Origin of the sequence: Haloferax prahovense DSM 18310 (genome assembly GCF_000336815.1) — an archaeon.
Classification (GTDB): domain Archaea; phylum Halobacteriota; class Halobacteria; order Halobacteriales; family Haloferacaceae; genus Haloferax; species Haloferax prahovense.
The window spans coordinates 12,586-36,799 of the sequence record NZ_AOLG01000035.1 but is presented as its reverse complement, the minus strand read 5'-3'; the positions used below and the strand labels follow the sequence as shown (position 1 = coordinate 36,799).

The 24,214-nt window shown below is 51.2% G+C and carries 22 protein-coding genes; 15 read left to right on the top strand and 7 right to left on the bottom strand.

Features of this window, described 5'->3' with window-relative positions:
* Nucleotides 1-104 precede the first annotated feature (104 nt).
* The 6 genes from C457_RS19650 to C457_RS20070 all read left to right on the top strand — a co-directional run bounded on the left by C457_RS19650 (nucleotide 105) and on the right by C457_RS20070 (nucleotide 5,545).
* Nucleotides 105-455 (top strand): hypothetical protein, encoded by a 351-nt coding sequence (locus tag C457_RS19650; RefSeq protein ID WP_083864283.1) that lies wholly within the window; start codon nucleotides 105-107, stop codon nucleotides 453-455.
* Between the two features lie 739 nt (nucleotides 456-1,194).
* Complete coding sequence (locus C457_RS10895) at nucleotides 1,195-2,301, top strand: hypothetical protein (protein ID WP_008094581.1); 1,107 nt, start codon at nucleotides 1,195-1,197, stop codon at nucleotides 2,299-2,301.
* Nucleotides 2,294-3,019, top strand: a complete 726-nt coding sequence (locus tag C457_RS10890; RefSeq protein WP_008094580.1) for a hypothetical protein — start codon at nucleotides 2,294-2,296, stop codon at nucleotides 3,017-3,019. Before C457_RS10895 ends, C457_RS10890 begins: the two co-directional genes overlap by 8 nt.
* Nucleotides 3,020-3,023: 4 nt before the next feature.
* Entirely contained in the window at nucleotides 3,024-3,881 is an 858-nt protein-coding gene (locus C457_RS10885; protein ID WP_239640749.1) for a hypothetical protein, read from the top strand.
* Complete coding sequence (locus tag C457_RS20335) at nucleotides 3,874-4,959, top strand: CBASS oligonucleotide cyclase (RefSeq protein ID WP_204365663.1); 1,086 nt, start codon at nucleotides 3,874-3,876, stop codon at nucleotides 4,957-4,959. The genes C457_RS10885 and C457_RS20335 overlap by 8 nt, the downstream gene beginning before the upstream one ends.
* 7 nt (nucleotides 4,960-4,966) lie before the next feature.
* Entirely contained in the window at nucleotides 4,967-5,545 is a 579-nt protein-coding gene (locus tag C457_RS20070; protein WP_152420001.1) for a hypothetical protein, read from the top strand.
* A 663-nt stretch (nucleotides 5,546-6,208) separates the two neighbouring features.
* On the opposite strand, the gene C457_RS19645 is transcribed toward C457_RS20070, so the two are convergent.
* The 3 genes from C457_RS19645 to C457_RS10870 are packed head-to-tail and all read right to left on the bottom strand — an operon-like array spanning nucleotide 6,209 to nucleotide 10,895.
* A complete protein-coding gene (locus tag C457_RS19645; protein WP_008094572.1) occupies nucleotides 6,209-7,423 on the bottom strand; it encodes an SAVED domain-containing protein in 1,215 nt (404 codons plus the stop codon).
* Complete coding sequence (locus C457_RS19640) at nucleotides 7,416-9,764, bottom strand: ThiF family adenylyltransferase (RefSeq protein ID WP_008094570.1); 2,349 nt, start codon at nucleotides 9,762-9,764, stop codon at nucleotides 7,416-7,418. The genes C457_RS19645 and C457_RS19640 overlap by 8 nt, the downstream gene beginning before the upstream one ends.
* A gap of 12 nt (nucleotides 9,765-9,776) precedes the next feature.
* On the bottom strand, nucleotides 9,777-10,895 hold the full coding sequence (locus C457_RS10870; protein ID WP_049913533.1) for an SMODS domain-containing nucleotidyltransferase: 1,119 nt from the start codon (nucleotides 10,893-10,895) through the stop codon (nucleotides 9,777-9,779).
* Between the two features lie 595 nt (nucleotides 10,896-11,490).
* Between C457_RS10870 and C457_RS10865 the strand changes: the two genes are divergently transcribed.
* Nucleotides 11,491-12,417: a helix-turn-helix domain-containing protein gene (locus C457_RS10865; protein ID WP_008094565.1), complete on the top strand. Its 927-nt coding sequence runs from the start codon at nucleotides 11,491-11,493 to the stop codon at nucleotides 12,415-12,417.
* The gene (locus C457_RS10860; RefSeq protein WP_008094563.1) at nucleotides 12,414-13,265 is read left to right on the top strand and encodes a DUF6036 family nucleotidyltransferase; all 852 of its coding nucleotides are present in this window, start codon (nucleotides 12,414-12,416) and stop codon (nucleotides 13,263-13,265) included. Before C457_RS10865 ends, C457_RS10860 begins: the two co-directional genes overlap by 4 nt.
* A gap of 10 nt (nucleotides 13,266-13,275) precedes the next feature.
* Here the strand turns inward: C457_RS10860 and C457_RS21235 are convergent, their stop codons facing one another.
* The 3 genes from C457_RS21235 to tnpA all read right to left on the bottom strand — a co-directional run bounded on the left by C457_RS21235 (nucleotide 13,276) and on the right by tnpA (nucleotide 15,189).
* Nucleotides 13,276-13,428 (bottom strand): DUF7837 family putative zinc-binding protein, encoded by a 153-nt coding sequence (locus C457_RS21235; protein WP_439331323.1) that lies wholly within the window; start codon nucleotides 13,426-13,428, stop codon nucleotides 13,276-13,278.
* Between the two features lie 107 nt (nucleotides 13,429-13,535).
* Nucleotides 13,536-14,795, bottom strand: a complete 1,260-nt coding sequence (locus tag C457_RS10855; RefSeq protein WP_049913532.1) for an RNA-guided endonuclease TnpB family protein — start codon at nucleotides 14,793-14,795, stop codon at nucleotides 13,536-13,538.
* A 1-nt stretch (nucleotide 14,796) separates the two neighbouring features.
* Nucleotides 14,797-15,189, bottom strand: a complete 393-nt coding sequence (gene tnpA, locus C457_RS10850; RefSeq protein ID WP_008094559.1) for an IS200/IS605 family transposase — start codon at nucleotides 15,187-15,189, stop codon at nucleotides 14,797-14,799.
* A 662-nt stretch (nucleotides 15,190-15,851) separates the two neighbouring features.
* On the opposite strand from tnpA, the gene C457_RS10845 reads away from it, so the two are divergent.
* Both C457_RS10845 and C457_RS10840 read left to right on the top strand, forming a co-directional pair.
* Nucleotides 15,852-16,670, top strand: coding sequence for a ParA family protein (locus tag C457_RS10845; RefSeq protein WP_008094558.1), 819 nt, complete (start codon nucleotides 15,852-15,854; stop codon nucleotides 16,668-16,670).
* The gene (locus tag C457_RS10840; RefSeq protein WP_008094556.1) at nucleotides 16,667-17,068 is read left to right on the top strand and encodes a hypothetical protein; all 402 of its coding nucleotides are present in this window, start codon (nucleotides 16,667-16,669) and stop codon (nucleotides 17,066-17,068) included. The genes C457_RS10845 and C457_RS10840 overlap by 4 nt, the downstream gene beginning before the upstream one ends.
* On the opposite strand, the gene C457_RS21175 is transcribed toward C457_RS10840, so the two are convergent.
* Nucleotides 16,990-17,232, bottom strand: a complete 243-nt coding sequence (locus C457_RS21175) for a hypothetical protein (RefSeq protein WP_394295177.1) — start codon at nucleotides 17,230-17,232, stop codon at nucleotides 16,990-16,992. The genes C457_RS10840 and C457_RS21175 overlap by 79 nt on opposite strands.
* A gap of 427 nt (nucleotides 17,233-17,659) precedes the next feature.
* Between C457_RS21175 and C457_RS10835 the strand changes: the two genes are divergently transcribed.
* The 5 genes from C457_RS10835 (at nucleotide 17,660) to C457_RS10820 (ending at nucleotide 24,209) form a co-directional block, all read left to right on the top strand.
* Nucleotides 17,660-18,895, top strand: coding sequence for a Cdc6/Cdc18 family protein (locus tag C457_RS10835; protein WP_008094552.1), 1,236 nt, complete (start codon nucleotides 17,660-17,662; stop codon nucleotides 18,893-18,895).
* Nucleotides 18,896-20,191: 1,296 nt separating this feature from the next.
* Complete coding sequence (locus tag C457_RS19630) at nucleotides 20,192-20,527, top strand: hypothetical protein (protein WP_204365662.1); 336 nt, start codon at nucleotides 20,192-20,194, stop codon at nucleotides 20,525-20,527.
* Between the two features lie 189 nt (nucleotides 20,528-20,716).
* Nucleotides 20,717-22,300, top strand: a complete 1,584-nt coding sequence (locus tag C457_RS10825) for a hypothetical protein (RefSeq protein ID WP_008094550.1) — start codon at nucleotides 20,717-20,719, stop codon at nucleotides 22,298-22,300.
* Nucleotides 22,297-23,139 (top strand): hypothetical protein, encoded by an 843-nt coding sequence (locus tag C457_RS19625; RefSeq protein ID WP_083864282.1) that lies wholly within the window; start codon nucleotides 22,297-22,299, stop codon nucleotides 23,137-23,139. Before C457_RS10825 ends, C457_RS19625 begins: the two co-directional genes overlap by 4 nt.
* A 2-nt stretch (nucleotides 23,140-23,141) precedes the next feature.
* Entirely contained in the window at nucleotides 23,142-24,209 is a 1,068-nt protein-coding gene (locus C457_RS10820) for a hypothetical protein (RefSeq protein ID WP_008094549.1), read from the top strand.
* Nucleotides 24,210-24,214 lie beyond the last annotated feature (5 nt).

Below are 24,214 nucleotides of genomic sequence, written 5' to 3'. Positions count from 1 at the left end.
AATGTGTGATTGTTCGTTGAAACTACTATTGCGTGATTGTGGTGTGTCCACTAATCTAAGCACTCCGTTACTTTCTTCGCTCGGAGCAACGACTCTGTTGCTGAATGACTGAATACGACGTGGATTCGGTTCCGTCGCACACTCTCAAATCGAACGGTCGTGAATGGACGTACGAAAAGCTTGACCAACGAACTCACCAGTGGACTCGGCCGTTAGACGAAGAGGAGATCGATTGGGACGTTTCGAACGTAGACCTCGTCGGAACCGACGTCCCCGTTCGTGTCGTCAGTCTCGAACTCCACGACGAGTGGACGGTACAAGGATTGGAGACTGCGGGGCCAGATTACCACCGGCCTGGGTTCACAGAGACAATCTCGTCCGAGTTCGTCTTCTCTACAGACAATCTGCAGGAGGCAGTAGAGGTCGTCAAAGAATTTGTAACACGTCTGTCTTAGGTGGGATCTGCACCACTCATTGAACGCAGTTTGCCGACATCAATTCGTGGTGCTCCTTTGCGTGCGATTAGTGGGTAAGCACCAGGGATTGCACGGCGTGGCTGCTCATCAACCGAATGGAAGCTGAGTCAAAGATATACGACGTCTGGCTCTGTTTTATTGAGAGTGCCTCGGAGGGTTTGGTCATCCACACTACTGTCCCACTGAAAAGTGAGGCCAGACTTAGCCGGTGTCGCATCAGCTACCGTCACTGTGACGTGGAGGGGGTATTTTGTGTTGGGGTCAAACTCTATTTGCCGGAACGACGCCAGCGTGTGCAGCGGTCGGTTGGTTGGCTCTGTTTTGCTATAATTTTCATCATCAAGTTTCTCGTAAGAGAGTCGGAGAAGATAGATGAGAACGCTGTCGTTTCGGTTTACTTGGAATGGGGCGGTACGTTCTCGGATTTGCTCGCCTTTTGAAAGTCCTTTGTAGAGGATAGGTGGATTGATTCGGGGCAGCTTGGTTGCTATACCAGTCAAGCGACAGTGTTGGTGCGTTGTGTCGTTGAAGGAATTGCTGGGCAATAACGGTGATTACCCCACGCGATCGCAGTAGCAGCTGTTTTCCAGAACTGTATTTCGTTCTGATACGAGAGGTTGTTACATAAATTGGCAAGCGGTTTCGTCAACTAGCCTAGTGGTTTTATATGGTTTGAATAAAAATGGATAGTTGGAATAGTTGGAGTAGTTCGAATAAGATGGGCGATAACAAACAAAACCGATTCGAGGAAGCGTTTGAACGCGGGCAAAAAGGCCAGATCAGCAGCTACGATGCATGGCTGCAGAACCAAGGCGTCAACCCGGATAACCTCAGCCATGAATACATCACTGCTTATCTTCAGAAACATCCTGAAGAAGCACCTAGTCATGATGATCAACTTGAAGAAGTCGCAGAGTACATCGGGTTCTTTTCGCAGCAGAAAGGAACCTACCATCTGCCAATCATTGCTCCTGCTGGGTTCGGGAAAACACAATTACTTCACACAATCAACCAGATGACGGAGCAACTCAATCTGGATTACCCTAACAAGTACTACTCTACGACACAGTTCGTTGAAGAGCAAGAAGAAGAACTTGGCATCTACAAAATCCTTGACGAGCTTGAAGAATACTGCAACGCGGTAGTATTGCTTGATGACTGCGGCCAAGACAAAAGAATCGATCACTCGCTGAAGAAAATCAACAGCCGGGTCGACAACTTACTGATAATCACGTCGTGGACTCCAGAACACTGGGCGCTCGAACAAGACCGAGTGAACGATGTGCTCCCGCTTTCTCAAGTAGTCGAGCTTTCACCGCTCAGCGAAAAAAACACGGTAGATGCGTTGAAAACCGCAGTCAGCGTCTACAGCAGCGGCCAACTGGATCTACCGAAGAGTCTCTACTCGGAAATATACAGTTCATCCTATGGAATACCGCTATTGTTCCACGAGATCCTGAGAGAGACATTCAAGCAGTCATTCCTGAGCGACTTCAGCGAAGTAACCACCGAGGCAGTCAGTACAGCAGTGCAGAACCTACAGCTTGACGGAGTTCAAGAACGTGTCTACGACCTTTCTGATAAGAAGCTACTCGTACTCAAACACGTTCTGTTATCCCCGCATCCAAAGGGTCAGCGACCATCAGAGCTCGTCGAGAAACTCAACAGAGACAAATCCACCATTTCATATCATCTCCAGAGCTTAACGGATAACCGAATTCTGGAGAAAGAGAAACAAGGACGTTCCGTCTTTTACCGTGTCAGGGACCTAGTAAAACCACTTCTCCAGCAGAGGATTGAGAAGGAGGGTGAGTTCTATGCCTAGTTTCCAGATTGTCCCTGTCCCTCAAGGGAGAATCACCCTCGAAGGGGTTGAGGAGACTATACAGAAGCTGTCTATCCACGAGGATAGCAGCGAATTCAAACGGGGGATTCTCCCCGGAACACTTGGTAGAAGCGAAAAAGGACCGATCTGGTTCAAGTACGGCGTTCAAGACGAGATGGAGTACAACACCCTTGACGGAACAGGGACCACAAAATATCTCGAGGAATATGTCGTGGCCTTCCTCGGAAACGGGTTCATTGCGATCTCAAATACGGACAATGAAACCAAGGACGATATTTTGTCCCTCATCAAACACCAGTTCCTTCAGGACATCTCACCTGAAACCACAGAATTCAGTGAGGAAGCACTGCGCAAAATAATCAATGACGCAAACGAGACGCTGCTTGCATACTTGGCACCTCGAGAACGCTCAAAGCCCGAAAGGGTCTCTGGTAAAGATCGTGACCTCCCAGGAACTGACTTCTGGGATGATTACGGTGATGAACCGCTTGACAAAATCAAAGTCAATGTTGACGGAGAGGAGACAGAGATCCGAGTCGGCTTCGACAAATACGGTGTCGTAGTTCTATATAAACAGTCACTAAATTTATCTGAACAGATTGAGGCACTGCGCATTCTCGCAGAAAATCTGTTCACACGGTTGATTGATCCCGGTAGCTATCAGTCAACATTCTCGGACGAAGAGGAGGACATCTAAAACCATGAGCTACAGCCAGATCCCCACTGAAACACACCAGGGATTCCAAGAACACGGAGAGTGCCCGACCGGAGTCGTACGACGAGTGCAGGCCCAACAGGCTCATGAAGATTTCATGAACAGGTTGAACGGTGAAGACACGGTGATGATCAAAATCACTGAAGTTGAGACCTTGCTACGGCACAGAGGTGAGGTCCGAGATACATACTTCCCAGATGACGTGACTGTGATCACTAGCGGTGTGATCCACGATGATGACCTGAAGGAGCTTCGTTGGACCCAGGAACGTAATGCGGTGCAGGCATTCGGACCTGACTTCCATATTCCTACGGATTACCCAGTTTACGGTAACATGGACTCTGAAAGCCGAGTTGAGAACATTCGGAACATGATGGAAGGCACAGAGTGGATGATGAAGGAGTTAGTGGATACAGATATTCAGATCCTGCCATTGGTGAAAGGATATACCCCGGACGAGCGCGGGATTTGCTATGATATGATCCGACGGCACCAGCTGCAGTACTGCGTCTATTACGGATCGCAGTACTTCGGCGGGAAAATGGGTAATGGTATTCAGAAACTTGATCAGGATGTTCGAGACGTTGTCTCAGAACTGACTCTTGAGGGTCTGATATTGATCGGGTTGCAGTCGTCAAACGGGTTAGCTCGTATGCCTCCCGAAGTTGTAGCGGCTGCGGGTCAACGTTGGATCTACCAGTCTGAGCTTCGTGATTCCTCAATCAACGAGGCAGTTGAAAAGTACAGGCAGTGGCGGTACAGCGTTAACGCAGAGCTTGGAGGCGGCCAAACTACTCTGGGCTCTTTCGCTGCAGATTCCAACGAGGTGATGATCCATGGGTAACACACGAAACGGAAACTACGTTCCAGATTCAAACAGCAGTGCTGGCAGAGCCCCTATACAAAGCGGAGGTGCTCAAAGCTCACTTGATGAGCAGACAGACTCTCGTCAGACCGCAGAACGGGAGATAGAGGAATCACATGAAAATTACGCCGAGGAAGCAGAAATTACTGACCGACAGGCCAAGAGTATGCATCAGCGACGTGAGAACGTCGTTGACTCTCTGAAGGAGGAAGGGCTGCAGGTTGAGGAGGATCACATCTTTGGCTCGGTTATGCAGGGAACTCAGACGGGACCGATGGATGAGGACTCTGACGTGGACGTCATGGTTGTTCTTGACGCAGATAAGCACGGAGAATGGGCTCGAAGTGAGAACGGGCCAAGAAATGCATTAAATGCGGTGAAACGTCGATTGGAAAAGAAATATCCGAATCAGGAGATTTGCGTCGATAGGAACGTTGTCGCGGTGAAATTCAGCGATTTCACTGTAGAGGTTGCACCAGCATTCCGTTACAGCGATATCCGTAACCCGGAAAGCCCGGTTGGTTCGGTTACTGTAGGTGGCATAACGCTTCCTGTGAACGCGATGGGAGCTGATAACCCGAACAACGGTTACGCCATTCCAGACACGTACGGCGGTCAGTCTTGGGTTGGGACGAACCCGAGAAAATTCCAGTCAATGTACAACGCTGTAAATGAAAACAACGGAGGTAAGCTTCAGAAGGTAGCTGTCTCTGCGAAAAACTGGAATGAAGAGAACGGCAAACCCGTGAACTCCTATCACATGGTGATGATGACGTACAAGTATTTCCAAAATGATGCGCCTACAGGTGCTTCAACCAGTCAGCACATGAGTAACTTCTTCAGAAACCTGCCGCAGTACGTCAACGAGGAGACCAAAGAACCTGTGTATCAAGAGCAGATCGACCGAGGGATGAGTACGGAAGAGAAGCGACAGGCAGCCCAGAAGGCGTACAAAGCGAGTGAGAAGATTGAGGAAGCGGAACGACTCAAAGAACAAGGCAAAACCGAGGAAGCCAAAGAAAAATATCAAGAAGTCTATGGGAAGAAGTTCAAATAAGAGAACTATGACTTTAGAAGACTCTGACTCGGGTTTTCGAAATCGGATATACAGTCGGTGTTTAGAAGAGAAAAATAGCAATCTATGGAATTTCAAGCGCTACTATGCTGCAGCGACCTTCTGGTCCTGGGTTGATGTTGGTACAGATGCATTCACAGCGCTTGCAGGAGCGGTACTTACCTACGGCCTGGCTTGGAGAGGGTTACCAACATGGATGATGGTTTCTCTCTCGCTACTTGTTGGAGCGATCTCAATCTTCAAAGGTAGTCGTAAACCAGGGCAGAGAGCCGAGAAGGTCCACTCTATCGGGAGAGAATACCAAGAACTCCATGATCAAATTCAGGATTTCATTGAATTAGATTTGAAAGATGGAGATCGAGAAAAGCCTTGGCTCCGTGACCGATTTAATGAACTTGCATCTGAACGGCATAATTTAAAGTCCGAAGCGAAATTAAGCGGGGTCTGGTACCGCTGGATTAAATGGGAGCGCGGTGACGAAATCTATGAAGAGGCAGCGACAACTGCTCAAGAACGAAAACTCCTTGATCCGGAAGGATTCGAGAAAGAAGGCTCAGAAGAGGAGTAATGGGATTTCTATGGGTTAGTTAGAAATCTGGACGAATTCCGGTGACAATCACTTAGGGGACAAAAACGCAGAATAGAATTAGAAAGGTCATCGAGTCGTCCAGCATCGATCCCCTCAGCCTTAGTCCATTGACTGACCCTGTTACTTGGATATCACGTCAATAAGTCACCACCAAAGTGACCGAGAAATGACTACTGAGATATCAAATCATTTTATTTGGTGTTCGACATCTTGCAGACGAGTGGGAAGTCTAGTAAACAATAGTGTCAGAAGGCGGGTGGTCGCCGCTGATTCACGAGTAAATCCTCTCTCCGTTCGCAGTGTGGTTCGTGAAGAGGACCAACGGTGAGAGCGAAATCGAAGCGGAGGCAGCCTGCTAGGTTGTTAGGTAGAACTTCGGGTACGATACGGTTAGCATGGCATTCGGCCTCGCCGCGTAGTTGACAAGGATACTGAAACGGCACAGAAGCGAATTGTGCGGCCTTGACTAGCTGGGTATCCACTACAGCATATCGCAGATGATGTCAGCACCGTCACCGAGACAGTCGACGGAGTTTCTTCCTCCTCCAATCTACAGATGGACTTCTCCGAGCACTGCTGCTCATTAGACAGTCTTGGCTCTGTTGAAACCCTATGGTAGTCCGCTCTACAGTGTAGAGCGTGCTATTGTATCAGGATGGCTGGTTCGTATCGTCTGGGCTGATGGTTGTCATTGAACGCGTATGTTTGGATTGGAGGTAGCGTGTTAGTGTGTTGGCCGAGTAGAAAAGACAAGCCGACTGGTGAGCTTTGGAAGAGATGTATTGTTTCGATGTTTGACCTGGTGTTCAACTCATCTCGAACGGTTTTTTGAAACTCGTTCGCAATTTTAACACCCTGTTTCGGTGAGATTCCTTGGTCATAATTAGTTCGCTTAATCTCTATCTCGGTGTTAAAATCGGGGAGGTCACTTGCAGTGTTCCCGACTTCTGGACGAACATCGTCAGTGAGGCTAAGGTATATTGCCAAGTCAGTCTTGCTGGAGTCTTTAAACGTCGAATTGATACTCAGTTCGGCATCACTTGGTGAAACAGTGACATCCCACGTTATTTCGTTGAAGTTCGGGTCTTGTTGGGTCCATTTGGCGTGGATTCCCCTGGTCGTCGGGAATTCACACCCAACAGCGAACGCGATTGGTAATCGTGTTCGGCCCATGAATTCAATTTCTCTGTCTTCTGAATACTCGGCAAGTCGGTTAGTCAGCCGCGTGATTGTCTCCCCGATCCTGTGATTCCACGTCTTTTCTCCTGGAAGACGATTGTCTTCGAAGTGGTTGGATATGTCGGCGTGAAACCATAGTTCGTCGGTCGGGTTTGGCGACTGGTACGAATTAATCGAACATCGGATAGTGTCCGAATCGTTTCCGATGTTTACAAGAGCATCTAGCCGTCTCTGAATCACCTTATCTACAACTCGATTGAAATTTGGTGAGTCCTCCTCACTCAGTTCGAGAGCGTGAAAGAACCACTCGGAGAAGTTGTTGATAGTGTCAATATTACTTAGAATTTCGTTAGCCTTGCCAGCAGAAAGACCAGGGCATCGGAGTACAAAGGTGAAGAACGTGTCTTTGTTTGTGTAACGAGCATGTATTTGGGGGATTTCTACGTTTAGGATTGTTGGCGAATCGAGGATATCTTCGCTGAGTAGGAGTATTGCGCCAGAGATCTCTTCGCTCTGCAATACAGATTCGATTTGACTCTCTAACGGATCTGGTCCGATTTTTCGTTCATCTCGCCACACTGGAACGCCATGTTCCCTGAGACGACGGTCTAATTCGACTGCCAAATCTTTTTGCTGGTGGTTATACGAGAGAAATACCTCTCCAGTGGGGTCAGTCATGTGTAGAATCACCTGGTCTGTACTTGACAGAATTTGCAGAGCTATTTAACTCTAAGTCACCGGTTCGAGGCTCTTTGATTAGTGTGAGTTCCTCGAAACTGTCGTTCCGGTGGAAAATATATGGCTTGATGTTGAATCCGGTTTGCTTGTTACCGCCGATAACGATGAGGAACGGATGGGGGCACTCGTAGGATTCGTTGTCAGCGATTGATTGCATCTCTTCTTTGTCTTCGTGGCTCAGGTTCGGTGCTGTGTTTGGGTGGGTGTGCCATTCGCCAAGATAGTATAGCCCGTACCGTTCTCGTGATTCTTTAAGAGCTTCATCGGCTTTCTCGGTGCCTCTGAGAAACGTTGTCGGCGTCTGGATGGAATCTGGTGGCGGGTCGGACGCGCGAATTATCTGCCCGCTTGATTTATCGGTGTATCTCCCAGTTAAGATGCCGCCAGTTTCGTCTGGTGCATCCCTTTCGAAGTACTCGATCATGTCGTTGAGACAGACTCGTGGAAGTTCAAGTATCTGCTCTCCTTCGGACTTCCATTGGATCGAATCTGGAAACGGTTCGTCACGACGTGTGACAGAGATTGAGTCTTGACTGCGTGATGCTTCCATAACGGTGAAGGAGGAGTGACCTTTTGCCAGCCCAGTAGACTCTTCAATTAGGTTCGGCACGAGGCCTCCCCACGTTGCAATCGTATTCATTGTGATTACGGAAGCGGGGTGCCAGCAGCCGACGCGTTCTGGGACGAGATCATCGTCGGGATGGTGTTCGGACAAGTCTTGGAGAGTCCAAGGATTGATTTGGGCTTCGAAATCCTGAACGTTGAAAGACTGGGTGAAGGTTGAGTACGTGTAGAGGCGTTTTCCTTGTGGACCAAGTGCTGTGGAGACGACTAGTTTGGCAGAGTCCCACCGTTCCTGGGCAAATGCATACAACACTTGATCGTTCCCGGTACAATCAAGAATGATGTCCGGGTCGGGCACTGCTTCTTGATCACTCTCGGACAGTGGATACCGTGAGGTTACGTCGTGTATCCTAGCGTGTGGCGAAAGGTCGCGTAACCGATTCGCTACTGCCGTGGCCTTGTACTGGTTTAGCGCGTTGAGGGAGAGCGTGTGGCGGGCAAGATTTCCAATCTCGAATTTCTCCCCGTCAACGATGGTGAGATTCGTACAGCCATCTCGAAGTAGGTTTTCGGCGACTGTACTACCGAGTGCGCCCGCACCGATGAGCATAATATTACTTTCTCGGACTCTTCCATCGAGTTTTCCCCGGCGCAATAGTTGGTCCTGCGCCCAGTTATCCGACTCTAGCCATCTGATTGATTCAGATTTGAAAGACATCTGGGCGAGGCGCACACGGTTACTAGTAAGATCCCGAAGTCCACTGAAACCGGACGTGTCTGGAATGTCGTCTATTTTGATTGCTTGCCAATGGATATACGCGTTGTCGCTCCCGATGGATTCCGGTATTGGGAATCCAAGGAGAAAATATGAAAACGTTGCATGTGGGTATGCTTCACGCGTTTCCCCAAGGACTTCGAATACGTTTTCTTCAACATCACTCAGCAGGTCATCCAGCTCTCCCCAATCCTCTGGGACCTCCCACGGTGGTTTGATCGGCGGTTCTTCAAGAAGCAACCACACACCAGGAATCACGTCGTCTGTTTCTACCGAGTCTCCCCACTCTGGGGTGTAGACAGAGTCTCCTTCTACATCTAAGTAATCAACTACGACCCGTACGGGTGTCTCGTTTAGTATTGACAGGGCTGCAAATCCGTACGTTTCTGTTTGTTCTGACCACGTTTGAAATGATGATCTCGTTTCGTTGTACGCGAGTTGTGGTTGATTGGCTGATTGTGAGAAAGCAGGAAGTTCGTACGGTTCCCCGTCTTGTCTAAGTTCACCGGTAGAAGCGAGTTCCAACCATCTAACTGCACGAAGGAGATACCACCGTAATCGTTCCTGCGCGTCGAATGGTTCTTCGAACCCGCCAGTTCGACCGATGGAGTTTGTATATCGGTCAACACAGATGTTTCCGTTTCGCCACGGACGGTCGACGTTCCCTGATGTGTTTAGTGTTTGATGTGGGTGTGTTTGCGTAATCCCATTTTCTTTGTCGGGGTAAATCCCGATATTGCCGCCCGGGTAGGACTCATCAATACGGACGTACCAGTCTGTTTCCTCGGGTATGCTTGACTGCGTATTGATATTCTCTGGGGTGAGCCGGATTTTTACTGTCCATCTCGAATCCCCGTCCCGCTGATCCAACCCTTTCAAGATTTGGAGTTCGGGGATGTCTTCTATCTCATCGACAGCTTCGGTAATGGCGTTTGGTGGCATACTGAAGTTGAATTACCCGAACCGTTGTGAAGAAACGTTAGCTGTGTTATTCGGGGGAGTGAATGTGGCCTTACTCTCGTCGTCCGTATCATCATCGTCACTGTCACCGATTAACGGGAACTCTTCACCGAACATCTCTCGCCAATACAGAGCCGATTGTTCCTTGTCTTCTTCCTCATAAGCTCGTTGAGCCACCTCAGAAGCGTCTGTCACTCGACCGTAAAATGCGGCGAAATCTCTCCCCTCAAGACGGGCGAGTACGTTGTTCTCAGGGATACCGTGTTGTCCAAGTACTGGCGTATCCTCGTGCTCGGCATTTGGTTCGTACTTTTCAATGAAGACGTCGAATGCACGCACCACGCCTTCTGCGACGCTTGAAATGTAGTCCGGACAGCACTCTCCGATAAGCCGCTCTAACGGGTAGCTTTTCGGCCGTTCGGGGGAGTCAACCTGCGTCCGTCGCCACCACTTGAGGGCCTTGACAACATTGATGTAGTGACCGTTGGTCCGGTCGTTCTTGTTTTGCGTCCAGTCCAGTGTTGCAAGGGGATGGGTTTGATCCCAAGAGTCCAGTTCTCGATCAGGGATGTCTAACGGTTCATCTTGCCAATTTTTCTCGGCACCTTCGAACGTGTTATCTATTGATTTGGCGACGATTCCCATGTCTTGCTGATCAGCAATATCGGCGATGTTCGCTTTCCCAATAGAATCAGGCGCAGACAATTCGTTTATCACCGCTTCACTCGGGGCAGCAGTGAGAACGAGGTCCATCTCAACTTTGTTCAGTTCGATTTTGTAGGACCGTTGATTTGGTTCCCACTGGCCTGGATAGTACCGATTAAGAAACGGCTCGCAGAGCTCCATTGCATCGCTGGCCGTATATTCAGATTTCGGCAGGTTTGTCACGAAGACTATATCGACGTCAGATTTCTCGTCACCGATTGGCTTGACTGCCGTTCGACGAGCGTAGCTGCCTTGGAGGAAATCAGAGACGTGAATTCCGGATAGGTCACCATCGTTTGAGAGTCGCTCACGGAGCTGTTCATGGCCGTCAACGTAATCACTTATTTGTTTGTCAGTCGGTCGAATGTTTGAGAGGAATTCCTCAAACTTCGACGGTAACTCAGTCATTGGTTATCCTTTCTTGCCAACCATTATGAATCCGATGTGGCCTCGGTGAAAGTGAAACAAGAAGTGGAATTACAGAATGAATAGTAGGGCACAGTTCGGACTAATTGTGGTGACAGTTACCATATAGAGACAGTAAGTGTTCCAAAAACGATTCAGATTCATCACTGATTTTCGGTCTTACCTTCATTGGGATTGGATTCCTGATTGGTTCGCAATACTGTAGCAGTGAGGCGATTCTAGGTTCTCTAGTTGGATTTCTAATCCTGAGTATACTCGAGAACAAATAACCACTATCCAAATCCGAAAGGAATCGTGAGTCGGAATTAGGACGGGGACGCCAAGCTGAAAGGTAGTCCTCTGGTCGTGGAACAGCCTCGAATTAGTCGCCAAGACCCACACTAGCACTTTTCCACCTAAGCGAGGCTATCTGGAAACGCTCAATGTCTTTGTCGGACGCAATTCCAGAGCCACAATATTGTCCTTGAACACAGTGTGCTCTCTACGGCAGAGAACAATCAAATTTCTCAACAATCATCACCAAAAGTCTCATATCCGGTGTAGTGCTTTATTACAAGTACATCCAATTTGAGACACCATGCTAGAGGAGAATGAGTTGCGAATCATGGCGACACTGGATTCCCCTAAAAAGCGCCGAGCACTTGCCGCTGAGCTCGGGTACGAGCCGGGGACCATCACGAACGCTGTGATACATCTCGAAAAATTGGGATTGGTCACCCGCGAACGGGTGGGCAACGAGACGATAATACACCCTACGTCTGCGAAGTGCCTCGAGGTGTATCAGGACCTCACGGCAACCAACTCCCACGTTGACTTCCCGGAATTGCTGACGTCGTCGATGCTTCGCGTCCTCTATTATCTCCACGCCGATGAAACGGTGTCGGCAGTCGAGCTTGCCCAACGAACCGATGTGTCACGAGCAACTGTCTATCGGACGCTCAAGACGCTTACAAACCGGGCAATAGCTCTTAAGCAAGGAACTAGATACCGCCTCACCGAACAATTCTCAGGACTTCACAAGTTCGCTGTGGAACTCCGGCACCAACACCACCGTATGCAAATCCAGACCGACATCGGAGGTGGAACACTTCTGTGGGAATCTTATGACGAGTTCATTGTGCGAACAGACGAGGTTGTTAACGACAGTCAGTACCTGCTGACAGGACTCGATGCATTCAGCGAATACGGTCTGCAGTTCTTCACGCGCTCGGGGAACTATTACTTCTACTCAGAAAGTCGAGAGTCACTCTCACCGGCCGACTTGGTCTGTCACCTACTCCTCATCGAGAACGACGCTCGCCACCGAAAGTACGCTATGCTTCTCATTACCGCAACCAACACATCCCACGAAGATGTTCGCGAAGTCGCAATATCCTACGGAGTCGAAGACATCATCTCACCTCTCTTGACGTACCTACGAACAGAAGGCGAACAGTCCTCAGCACAAACCCCGCCCTGGTCTGAAATGGAATCGCTCGCTCGTGACTACGAGGTAGAGATATGACCCGCGAATCGACGTTGGAATACACGGCGATCCGAGAACAGTTTCACGAACTCGCGAACCTGATCAACGAGCCGATCACGGTTTACCTCATTGGAGGAGGTGCTCTTACGCTCCAAGAGCTCAAGAACGCGACAAAAGACATCGACCTCATCGTCAGAGAAGAGTACGAACTCAAGCAGCTTTGGGCAGCACTCACCGCAGCGGGATATGAGCCGCCAGAAGATCTCGAACAAGAGTATGACGAACTTGATGCTGCGTTCATCCTCGAAAACGGTAAGCGTCGATTCGACGTCTTCCACAGACAAGTCGCCGGTGTACTCATGCTGAGTGACGACATGGAGGCCCGAAGCCAGCACCTCTTCGAAGATGGACCGTTGACTGTCCGGATGGTGTCGCTCGACGATATCTTCCTCTTCAAATCAGTCGCAAACAGAGACGATGACGTCGACGACATGGTTGTACTCGCACAAGCAGGGATCGATGAGGAGTTAATCGTCCAAGAGGTGCACACCCAGTTGTCGCTTATTGGTCGAGACGAGTTCGTCGGTGCCATGAAACACAAACTCGCCCGCCTCAAAGAGCAAGGGTACTCGTTCGACATCCAAGATGAAATCGAACGTTTGCACTCGCGAACCGTGGACGGTGAACGGGTCGCTCAGTGTATTCGACTACTTGCGGAAACCGAATACGATGACGACCTGTACGAAGGAGTTCCCGAACGGACAGTCGAATCGAGGGTTGGTGAGGAGACAGCTACGTCCGGTATTAAATGGCTCCACCAGATCGGGCTCGTCAGATACGGTGAGGACGGATCACTCGTCCTCCAAGAGAAAATTGAGAACAAGTAGCGCCAGTTCGTCACTCTGGACGGACGACCTCGTCGCATGAATAGCACTCTGCGAACACACCAGTTGTCCCATCGGCCTCCTCAAACTCAATAATCGACTGGTATGCCTCAATCTCTTCGCCGCAATCAGGGCATCGACCAAGCGCCGTCGAATCACTTGTCATGGGGGATTGTGGAGACGCATGTGACACAGTCTGTCTCCACAGGAAATCATGTGGTGACATCCTCCTCGCCGTAAACGGCGAGGCTTCCCACGCATGGGGAATACCAGTTAGTCCTCGCTGGCAGAGGGTTTAGACTCTTCGTAGGCTGTGAGCGTCATCTGCGCTGGTACGCTCTTCTCACGGTGAGTCGTGGCGGTGTCACAACCGCGCCCATCCCGAGGTGAGTCATCGCGTTCCGCCTTGTCAAGCGGGACGCTCTCTCCCCATGGGTCAATCCGTCGTGCGATGTTCGCGGAAGCGTTGATGTCAGCCTGAAACGTCGAAACGTGGCAGTCGTCGTGCGGACACCGGAACTCTGCCTGAGAGTCCCGCCGACCGATACGGTGGCACGAGTGGCACGTCTGCGAGGTGTACGCCGGATTCACGTACTCGACCGGGATGCCTGCTTCCGTCGCCTTGTCCTCGATGCGCCCTTGCAGTCGGGCGAACGCCCACGAGTGAAGGCGACGGTTCATGTACTTCCCGTAGTCGAGGCGCTCACGGATGTACGTCAAGTCCTCCATCACCAACACCGGGTTCTCGAACTGCTTGGCGTACTCGACGGCCTGCCGAGACGCTTTCTCCACGCTGTCGGTGAGCGCGTTCTGGTAGTACGAGAAGCGGTCTCCAATCCGCCACTCGGATGCGTTACGCTCTTGGAGTCGTTTCAGGGTCGTGTGCATCTCTTTGCGGAGATGCTTCGCTCTGCTTCCGTTACACACGAACGGGTCAGACGGAGAACCGTCCTTGAGGGCACAGCCCGTGATGAGGGCGGTTTCTCCGATGTCTAAGCCGATGTGCGTGGCGTCACCGTCCGTCGCTGGTTCTTCGACCGGGTACTCGACGGTGACGTGCAGTACCCAGTTCTTCCGGTGCTTCTGAAGCCGTATCTCCCCCGCCTTTGCGTCCTCCGATACGAGGTCGTGCCAGAGGGCTTCTTGCTCGGGATTGATACGGAGCGGTATCCAGAAATTCGTTCCACGCCCCGGTCGGGGAACCCACCACGTAAACTCGTAGTCGCGTTCTTCGGAGTAGTCGAACTTTGCAGCCTGATTCGTGAGCCGTATCGGGTGTTCGTCGTCCAATTCCTTCGCGTTGTAGGTCTTGCGGAGTTTCGGGACGTAGTTGCAGAGGGCAGCCTTCGCCTGATACGGCAGGTCGTAGGGTGTCACGATGTCGCTGACTGCCGACATGGTACTCGCCCCGGCGTCGAACGCCTCTTGCAGACCGTCACGGTACGTGTCGAGCAGGTCGTTGAGTTTCGACTGCTTGTGTGCGGTGGGTGGCGCGAACGTCGCCTGCAACGTTTTCGTGACGGTCGGAGACACGCTACTGCTCCTCCACGTACTTCATGAGTACGTCGATGCTCACTTGGCCGGTGGTGGCGAGGAAATACCCCGGTTGCCAGAACGCCTTGTCGAGTGCCTGCCGAACCTCGGGGTTCTCATCACGGATTTTGCGGGATGTGACGCCCTTGAGTGAGTTGATGAACTTGGTGAGGTCGGTCGTTGGCTTCGCCGTGAACAGAATGTGAACATGGTCGGAACCGCCGTTGACGTTCTGGATGCTCACGCCGAAGTCCTCGGAGATGTCGCTGGCAATCTCACCGATACGCTCTGCGATTTCGTCGGTGAGTAGGTCTGCGCGGTACTTCGTGACGGTTACGAAGTGATATTGGAGCGCGTAGACTGTGTGCGACCGGGTTTCGAGGTTGTACTTCATTTGGCCGTTCCGATTTCAACACACCCAATTCTAATAAAGGCTTGCAGTCGTTGGGTATTTGGCCTGCAACCGATGGTGGTTCGTGTAGGTGTTGTCGGCTTCACGCCCACCGTAAACGGCGGGATTCTCGCCTTCAAAAAGATAGCGCACGAAAAATGTTTAGCAGGAGATAGGCGCTAAGCCTCCTTCCTCAAGGAGCGACGAAGGCAGCGAGTAGGGGATACAGCGCCGCACGATTGTTCATACACTCTACACCGACCGGCCCACAGGCCCACGTTCTTCATCGTTCTTAGCGTCCAACTAGGTGACGCACCACCCGTCAGAATCGGGCGCGTACAAGAGAATTCCGCCTTTGCGAGTGTCGCCGGTACAACCTCGCGACCACCCGAACAAAACGAACAAAACGAATGAAACGAATGAGAGAGATATGAACCGTCCACAGAATAAAACTGATCGACTATACCGGCTGCAGACGCATTCATTGAAGTAAATGATAGAAACGAATGAAACGAACGCAATAGTTGAAATGAATTCGTTTCATTCAACGAGCGAAACGAATAGTTGGTTTTAATTCCGTAGTGATTCATTCACCGAATGAAACGCCCTTGCTGAACGCAACGAACGCAACGAACGCAACGAACTAACAGAGTGGAACGAAAGAAATGACCGACACTAACGCCGCACGAATTACTGTAGCAAACCAGAAGGGAGGCGCGGGGAAGACAACCGACGTTATTCACACCGGTGGAGCGCTTGCTGCCCGGGGGCACGACGTCCTCTTGGTCGATATCGACTATCACGGTGGACTCACATGCTCACTCGGCTACAGCGATCTGTACTACGATACTGACCGCACCACGCTCTTCGATGTCCTTGACTTCGATCAGATGGAGTTAGTGAATGACATCATCGTCGAGCACGAAGAGTTTGATATTCTTCCTGCTAGCGAGAAGCTTGCGAACAATAAGAACATCCAAACGCTGCTTGAAGCGCCCAAAAGCCGAGAGCGTCTGGGAATGACTCTCGACAAACTCAACAAGGACTACGACTACATCGTCGTCGATACTCCACCGTCGCTCAATGTTCTCACCGATAACGCCCTCGTCGCGACGCGGAGCGTTATCATTCCAGTACTCCCCGAGACGCTCAATGCCAATAGTCTCCGAATTTTCGCAAAACAACTTCAGTCCCTTGAGCCAGCCTACGGAGACGTCAACCGCCTCGCTATTGTGTGCAATCGGGTCGAGCAGAACGCTGAACACCGGAACACGATTGAGGAAATCAAATCTGCCTACTCGCTACCTCTCTTCGAGATCCCGAAGCGAACGGATCTCTCGCAATCGATTGGTGAGGGCGTATCGATCTTCGGCTTCAGTAAGGAGAATAAGCGCGTCGAAGACGCCCGCTCGCTATTCAACGACATCGCAGACCTGCTCGACGAAACCTTCGAGAAAACCTCAGCCCTGGAGGTTGAAGCATGAGCGATGGTTGGGGAAGCGCCTCGGGTATCGAAGGCAACTACGATGACGACGAGGAAGTAGAGGAAACAAACGAGACAAACGAGGTGACTGAGACCGCTGAAGCCAGTTCATCGACAGAAACGAAAGAAACGAATTCACCGAACAAAACGAACAGAACGAATAAAACGAACATTAAGGACGAGTGGAACGGCCGAACGATCTATATCCCAGATAGTATCCTCGACGATATGGAGGACACGTACCTCGAGTCCCAGCTGAAACTCCGAAAAGCGGACCGTGACGAGTTCAAGAAGAATCGTCATTTCTACCCGCTTCTCGTTCAGTTCGGTCTCGAAGCACTCTCGAATGCCGATACCGACGAAATCCAAGCTCGTCTCTCCAACATCGGAGAAAGGTGAACGACGTCGTCGTCACCATGCAACGCCAGCTCACCGGCCTTATACAGGAGCCGAATCGTCTGCCTGACGCTCCCTTCATCTTGGGCAGCGAACGCCGAACAGAGCGGGATCGCGTCCCCGTCGACAAAGCCGCGGTCGGCACGCCGCTCAAGGATCGTCGTCAACTGATTGGCGTTGTAGGTGGCAAACTTGATCTCCGAATCGTGAATTGCCTCGGGGTCAAGCCCCTAGCACTCTGCCTTGATTATCTGTAGATTTCAACAGAGCCAAACACGGCTACACGATTATGCATGTACACACCTCATTTCATGAGCTATCTATGAATTGTGTATATGGACACACCTCTTTGCACGAGCTTTTTCCCACATACATCTACGCAGATATACCCCCTATAGACACACCGCTTTGCACGAGCATCTACCCACATACATCTGCACAGGTATTCCCATAGACACACCACTTTGCACGAGCTATTTTGGTATTCGAATATGCGTGTACACACCGGTTTGCACGAGCCTCTCGTGAAACTCCTGAAGCTCCTGAAACTCCTGAAGCGAGGTTTTAAGAATAATCCTTGAGAGGGTGGTATCAATGAGCTTGGAGCCGTTCACCGATGACGACCCAATCTTCCGCCGTGAATCCGTCCTCCGCGACACCTATACACCCGAAACCCTTGTCGAGCGAGATCGCGAACTCAGAGAGTTCCAAAACGCGCTCAAGCCCGTTGTGAAAGGCGAGGTACCTAAAAACATATTTTTGTATGGCCAAACTGGGGTCGGAAAATCCATTGCAACAGAGATGGTTCTCGACCGACTCAAGCAAGATCAAGAAAATTTCGATGACCTCAATGTAGAGGTCACGTACGTTCTCTGCAAAAATCTAACAAGCTCGTACCAGGTTACCGTTGAACTTGTGAACACGTTTCGAGAACCTGAAAATCAGATCTCTGGAACTGGCCACTCACATGGAGCGGTCCTCGCGAAACTCTGGCAACACATCAACGACATCGACGCAACACATCTTCTCATCGTCCTCGACGAGATCGATAGTGTTGGAACAGACGATGACATCCTTTATCAATTACCACGGGCGAACGCCAACGGCAAGGTTGACCCAAACAACGTCAAACTCGGTGTTATCGGGATTTCGAATGACTTCACGTTTCGCGACCAACTCGACGCTCGGGTCCAAGACTCTCTCGCAGAAGACGAGATCCACTTTCCCCCATACGATTCAAATCAGCTCCGTACAATCCTCCACGACCGTGCAGGAAATGCCTTCGTCGACGGGGCACTCGCAGACGACGTCATCCCACTTTGTGCAGCATTCGCCGGGCAAGAGACCGGAAGTGCACGTCAGGCATTGAAGTTATTGTATAAATCAGGTGATTTAGCGAGAAGCGAGGATGTGTCGATGGTTGAGGAGCGACACGTCCGCGCTGCACAGGACTTGGTTGAAGCCGGTAAGGCCAAGGATGAGCTGGAGGCGTTGCCGTCCCAAAGCCATCTAACGTTGTTTGCGATGCTTCGGATGGCAGACAAAGGCTTACTCCCAGCCCGTTCTACCGATATTTACGATTATTATGATAGAGCCGCGAGAGCAATTGACGCAGACGTCAAATCCATCCGAACAATTCGAAGCCGGTTGTCTCAGCTGTTGATGAAGGGATTCTTGAAGAAGACGCAGCGCAACGAGGGTCTGAATGGTGGCTCGTTCTTTTTGTATGAATTAGATATTCGTGAGGAGTTAATTCGAGAAGTATTACAGGAGGACGATCGGACGAAGCAATTGTTCTCTGAAGGCTCGAAGCAGTCCAGAATTCGTTGAATAGTTGTTGAGCTCGCGAGAGCGTCACCGGCGATGTGAAAAAGGAGTTATTGACTTGTCATTCTGAATTTGTTAAGAGACGTGTTCTGGGAAAGCTCGTGCAAGCCGGTGTGTGCACGTGTATACGGATGTTTCAGATGTGGAGTTCTGTTAACACTGCCAAGGATATGTCCAGAATACTGACGACCATACTTGTTCGGTGAACTCGCCGAGATTGGATGTTTGGACGTAGCCACTCAGATCGAGTACGATAACGATCCGGCTGTCTCGGTCTTAACCGAACCGGATAGATGGAACAGACGACTATTCATCTCTGTCGCTTCTCGTCAGGAGCTATAGGACACACACACCACTTTGCATGAGCTATTTCCTGCGAGAGTATGCTTTCAGTTGAGACCACACTCCAATCTAGGATAACAGAAAAGTTTATTATCTAAGGATGTGTACCGTACCCGCATTAGCATGAAATCTGATCATTGTGTTTGTTTGACTGTGGAATAATCCGGTAGTGGGTGCAGTCACGTGTGAAAAAGCTCGTGCAAACCGGTGTGTGTGTGTGTGCAGAGGTTCTTCGTTGACGTCCTCCACACGACTAAGGTCATTAGCCTTCTCCTCGAGTCTCTGTAAATCAACTTCTTCCGGCCCTGTATCTACAAGCTTTCACAAATAAGTCATCTCTCTCTTGGAGCTAAGTTCATCTGAAACTCGGGGTCGTTACTTGCTTTACTACAGATCGTGCACTGGCAGTACTGGTGTGGTTACTGGCAATACTGGCAACGCTGGTTGGTCAAAGCGACTACAATTCAAAGATTCGAGGTGGGATTGCACGGTCACCCGACCCGTGATTGCTGACTGGGTGTTTAGTACTGATCTGATTCAATGTGAGTCTGATTTGGCCTCTTACTGATCCCGGGTTCGCGTCGAAGAACAGATGAAATGTGGTGTGTGACGTTCAAAACTCCTGACTGAATGTCGATATCACAGTAATACGCTAATTTCACATGGGTCAAATAAGAGGGGAATCCGAGCTGGGTTTGGCTCCGTGATCTCCGTGGCGTATGCCAATTAACTCTTGTATTTAAATCTAGAAAAATTCTAGATATTAGTATTCTATCTACAATTTTCTTAATCAACAGAATTTAATCCTTGCCTGAATTAAACATTGTTGAGAATAGGGCCTTGGGATAGGCTCATAAAATTTCGATGTACATGTTCAAATCAGACAACAACGCTCCCAATACAGTCTCCAGTTCAACTCAAGAATCGACTCGGCTTGGTTCGGCTCGCCGCGTCATCGTGACGACTGCCATCTTGAGCTTAGCTTTGCTCGCACAACCTGCCGCAGCACAACAGGGTGTCATCTGCAGTGCAGACAAACTCCCCGGAATGATTGAGGGCTTCTTCCAGATAAGCACCACTCTCGGTATTATCGGACTCGTCATTGTCTGGCAGGCCGACTCCCTTGCCGAGGTATTCACGATGAGTCACGACCAAAAGAAGAGCCTCAAGCGCCACAAACTCGCAGCGTTGAAATCCGCGCTCATCCTCGCCGTGCTCGGACCGCTGTACACGGTTGTTGGCTCGATGTTGGGGCTACCGATGGCCCAGTGTGTCGACCTCGCACCCTGGTAACTCGGAGATACACTTCCCCGAATTGCCCTGATGCGTACTGATGTGTGGTCCGTTGTGGTTGCTTGCCTTCTCGTAGTGAGTAGCATCGCGGGGCTTGTGACTGCAACCCCACCACGTCCGGGAACAGAAGACAACGGATTGACCGAGAACGAATCGGCGACGCTGTGGTCTCGTGACTCTGACGACTACATGAACGAGACCGAGTACCGCCAACGTTACGGCGAGAACCGAACTGCAATCCACCAACTCGCAAACGGCACGGACATCACGTTCACGCGTCCGCCGACGACCGCAGCGACGTGGACACGCAATGATTTCGGTGACTTGGAAGCCGGCGATTCACAGACGTCGCTGCACCCAGAGCACGCTTCTCTCGAAGATGGCGTCTTCATCGAGGATGCACACGCGACACTATTCGCTGTCCACCCATCCACGCGAGGACATCTCGAAGCAGGCGACACCTCACTCTACGTCGCCCCCGACGGCACTGTTCGTGGCTTCGTCGATTATCGTGTTCGCATCCCGAACGGGAGCCAATCGAACAACTCGGATGTCTCGTGGTCACTCGTCGACGACGAAATCACGGAAGTACGCCTGAAAGCAGGTGACGACGTCGTCGCTCAGTCTTCGGGAACTCACACGCCCGAATTCGACTACGAACTCAACGAGGCGTGGAGTACGACGCTCACACTCGAAGCCGACGTCGAAGTCCAACTCGAGAAGACGACGGAAACGCCGATTGAAAACCGAACCCAGACAGAGGTCACGTACCCGAGTGAGACGATTACTGTCTCTGATTCGGTCGACGTCGAGGTCTACAATCTGCGTGCGTACTCCTACTACGCCGAGTATCCCAATGGCGACACTGGGGTTGCAATCTTCCAGTCACGTCCGTGGCAAGGGTACTCCCTCACCGAGGATGGAGAGTCGAGTGTTCGCGGTGTCTGGCGTTTTTACACGGCTCGTGATCCCCGATGGGATACACTTGTTCGAGCAACCGAATCGAACGAGACGGAGGTCACATCAGATGCCCTCCCAGTGTATGTCCACGCGTATCCGTCACGAATTGGCCCACGGACTGAACCGATTCGTGATGGACCGACGATAATCGATTCGTGGGGCCAAGAGCGCACGAGTCCACAGGCCACTATTGCAGACACCGTCTCAGTCGAAGTCGTCGACCAGTCGTACACGCCCACTTATGGCCTAGCTGTTCGAGCAGACGAGGTCGACCGCGATGCACTTCGTGTTGCTGGTATCGTCCGTGGCATCAACGCCACTCCCTCCGCCTCTGACGTTGGTGGTGGCCCAGAGCGTGAGCTCCGTGAAAGTCGGCTGACTGCAGAGGTGATCGATCAGACGAACGACCAAGCAACAATCCGAGTTGAGCTTCGGGACAACGAGACGGGTACACCGATTGACCTCACAGCTGACGAACGCCAGGGAACACTCAATGGCGAACCCGGTGGTGGGTACATCACGATTGCCGACCAGCAAGTTCGGACGAACGAGTCTGGCGTTGCGGTCGTGACGGTCGGCCAACCGGGATTCTACACAGCACGATACCACCCCAGTACGTGGCTTGTGGCTAACCCCGCGTACGTTTCCGACACGGCGACTGCGCGATGGCACCCTCTCGGCACACTCGATGGGTGGTTTGCGCTATTCGTCGAGGTCGGTTGGCAGTTCATCCCGTTCATCGTGATGTTCTACGCCGGAAAGCGCGTCCTCCGATTCTTCGGACCACGAGAGGATTCTCAACGATATCCATGAACCAAGATCAATTACATTTCAATAGACGTACCGTCCTCCAAACCGCAGCAGGTCTTTCACTTGCTGGTCTCGCTGGCTGTCTCAACGGCGGTGGTGAGACCGGTGATGGGACTACCACCGCGACTGACGACTCTGACAGCCAGGGTGACCTGAATAGAGTCGCTGTCGAGGGAACCTCACTTGTTGTTGAGCTTGGTTCTGAGGCTAACGTAGAGCGGGTCAATCTCATTCAACCGAATGGCGAGTTGTTCGGACGACGCGATGTTGCTGCCGGCGCTCAACAGGTTTCGTTCGAGATTGGAACTACGTACGACTCTGGCGAATACCGTGTGTTAGCGGTTCAGGGTGAGGATACTGTCGACGAGACGAGTCTAGAGGTTCGACCCGAACTCGAAATCGTCGATGTCGGGCTTTTCAGAAACAATCCTGACAAGCCGTGGGACGAGGTGTACGGTGAGAGTAAGACTGACCGAAGAAAAGACAGTGAAGCGTTTGTTTCAATCCGTAATTCTGGAACTGGTCCTGATGCAGCAATCTCACTTCGATTCCTAGGTGATGTTCCTAATCCGGCTGAGAACCCACGGAACGAGGGGATCTATGAGGCTGATGAGGTAGTTATCCCGGCTGGCGAGACCAGAGATGTGTACAGTAACTCTCTCCCATTTAGTGCACAGACCGGCGACGAGGGTATGGGTTGTAGTGTGGACACAGACACCGGTGAATTCTCTGTCCATGTTGGAACACGAGTTTCTGGTGACGAGGTTTCGGAGAGATTCGGAGTCAAATACTCCGGCTCTGAGACAATGACCGACTGCGAGGTCGAAATCAGTGTGATCTGACCATGGTTGATCTCATAGACGTCGTTTTAGAAGGATTCAAAGATGTCATCGAGTGGCTCACAGATTCGTTCACTGAAGGAATCCAGACTGGTTACACTGCACTCTCTGCTGAGCTATTCGGTACACCTACCCCACAGACAAACGGTGCGTTTGTGTTTGGCATCCCGTCGAACAGCCCGTGGATTCAGATTAGGGACTCGCTTGTTGGTGGCGAAATCATGCTCATTGCGCTGCTACTGCTCGTGATGAGTGTCCAGGCTCGACATGTGATTCGTATCTTCAATATGGGGAGTACGTATGAGGCCCGAAAAACAAAGAAAAATGCCTGGACTGGTGCTGTTTTCATCATCTCGTGGTACTGGGTTGGTACCATCTCTCTGTACCTTGTAGACGGATTTACCATCGCCCTTGTTCCATCTCTTTCCAGCCTGTCAAGGGTACTCGGTGGATTCCTGAACACAATCACTTTCAATCCAATATTAGGACTCCTTCTTGCAGCACTCGGCGGAATCTCGATGTGGGCAATTGAGGCGCTCTTTTTCATCCGCGAAATCCTGCTGTACGTCTATGTCTATGGGATGCCGATTGCTATCGCACTCGGATACGGAAACATCCCCGTTCTCTCTGACATCGCGACCGGCTTTGCAAAACGGTTCGTTCCCTTAGTCGTTCTCCCACTCCCGGCAGCGGTCGTGTTCAAAGGCTACGACCTGTTGTTCGCCAGTGGGGCCATCAGCCCCGCAACTGCCTTCCTCCAGTATCTCGTCGCCGTCTCACTCCCCGTCATCGCACTCTATCTCACGTGGAAGACGTTCTCCTACGCAACTCCGCTGACTGCGAAGGCCATTGGGTCGGCCAGCAGAGGCGCAGTGGTCGTCGGAAGCGTCGCCACGGGTGCATACCTTGGTGGCGCTGGAGTCGCCACAACCGCCGCTCGATGGGGCCCCAAGGCTGCCGCCGGGCAAGTAATCGCACAGAAAGCCGCTGGGAGGAGCAACGAGAGCTCTGACACCCAGAACACAACCTCGTATCGTCGAACCGAGAACGACCCGCACAACTACAATTCCTAATTCAT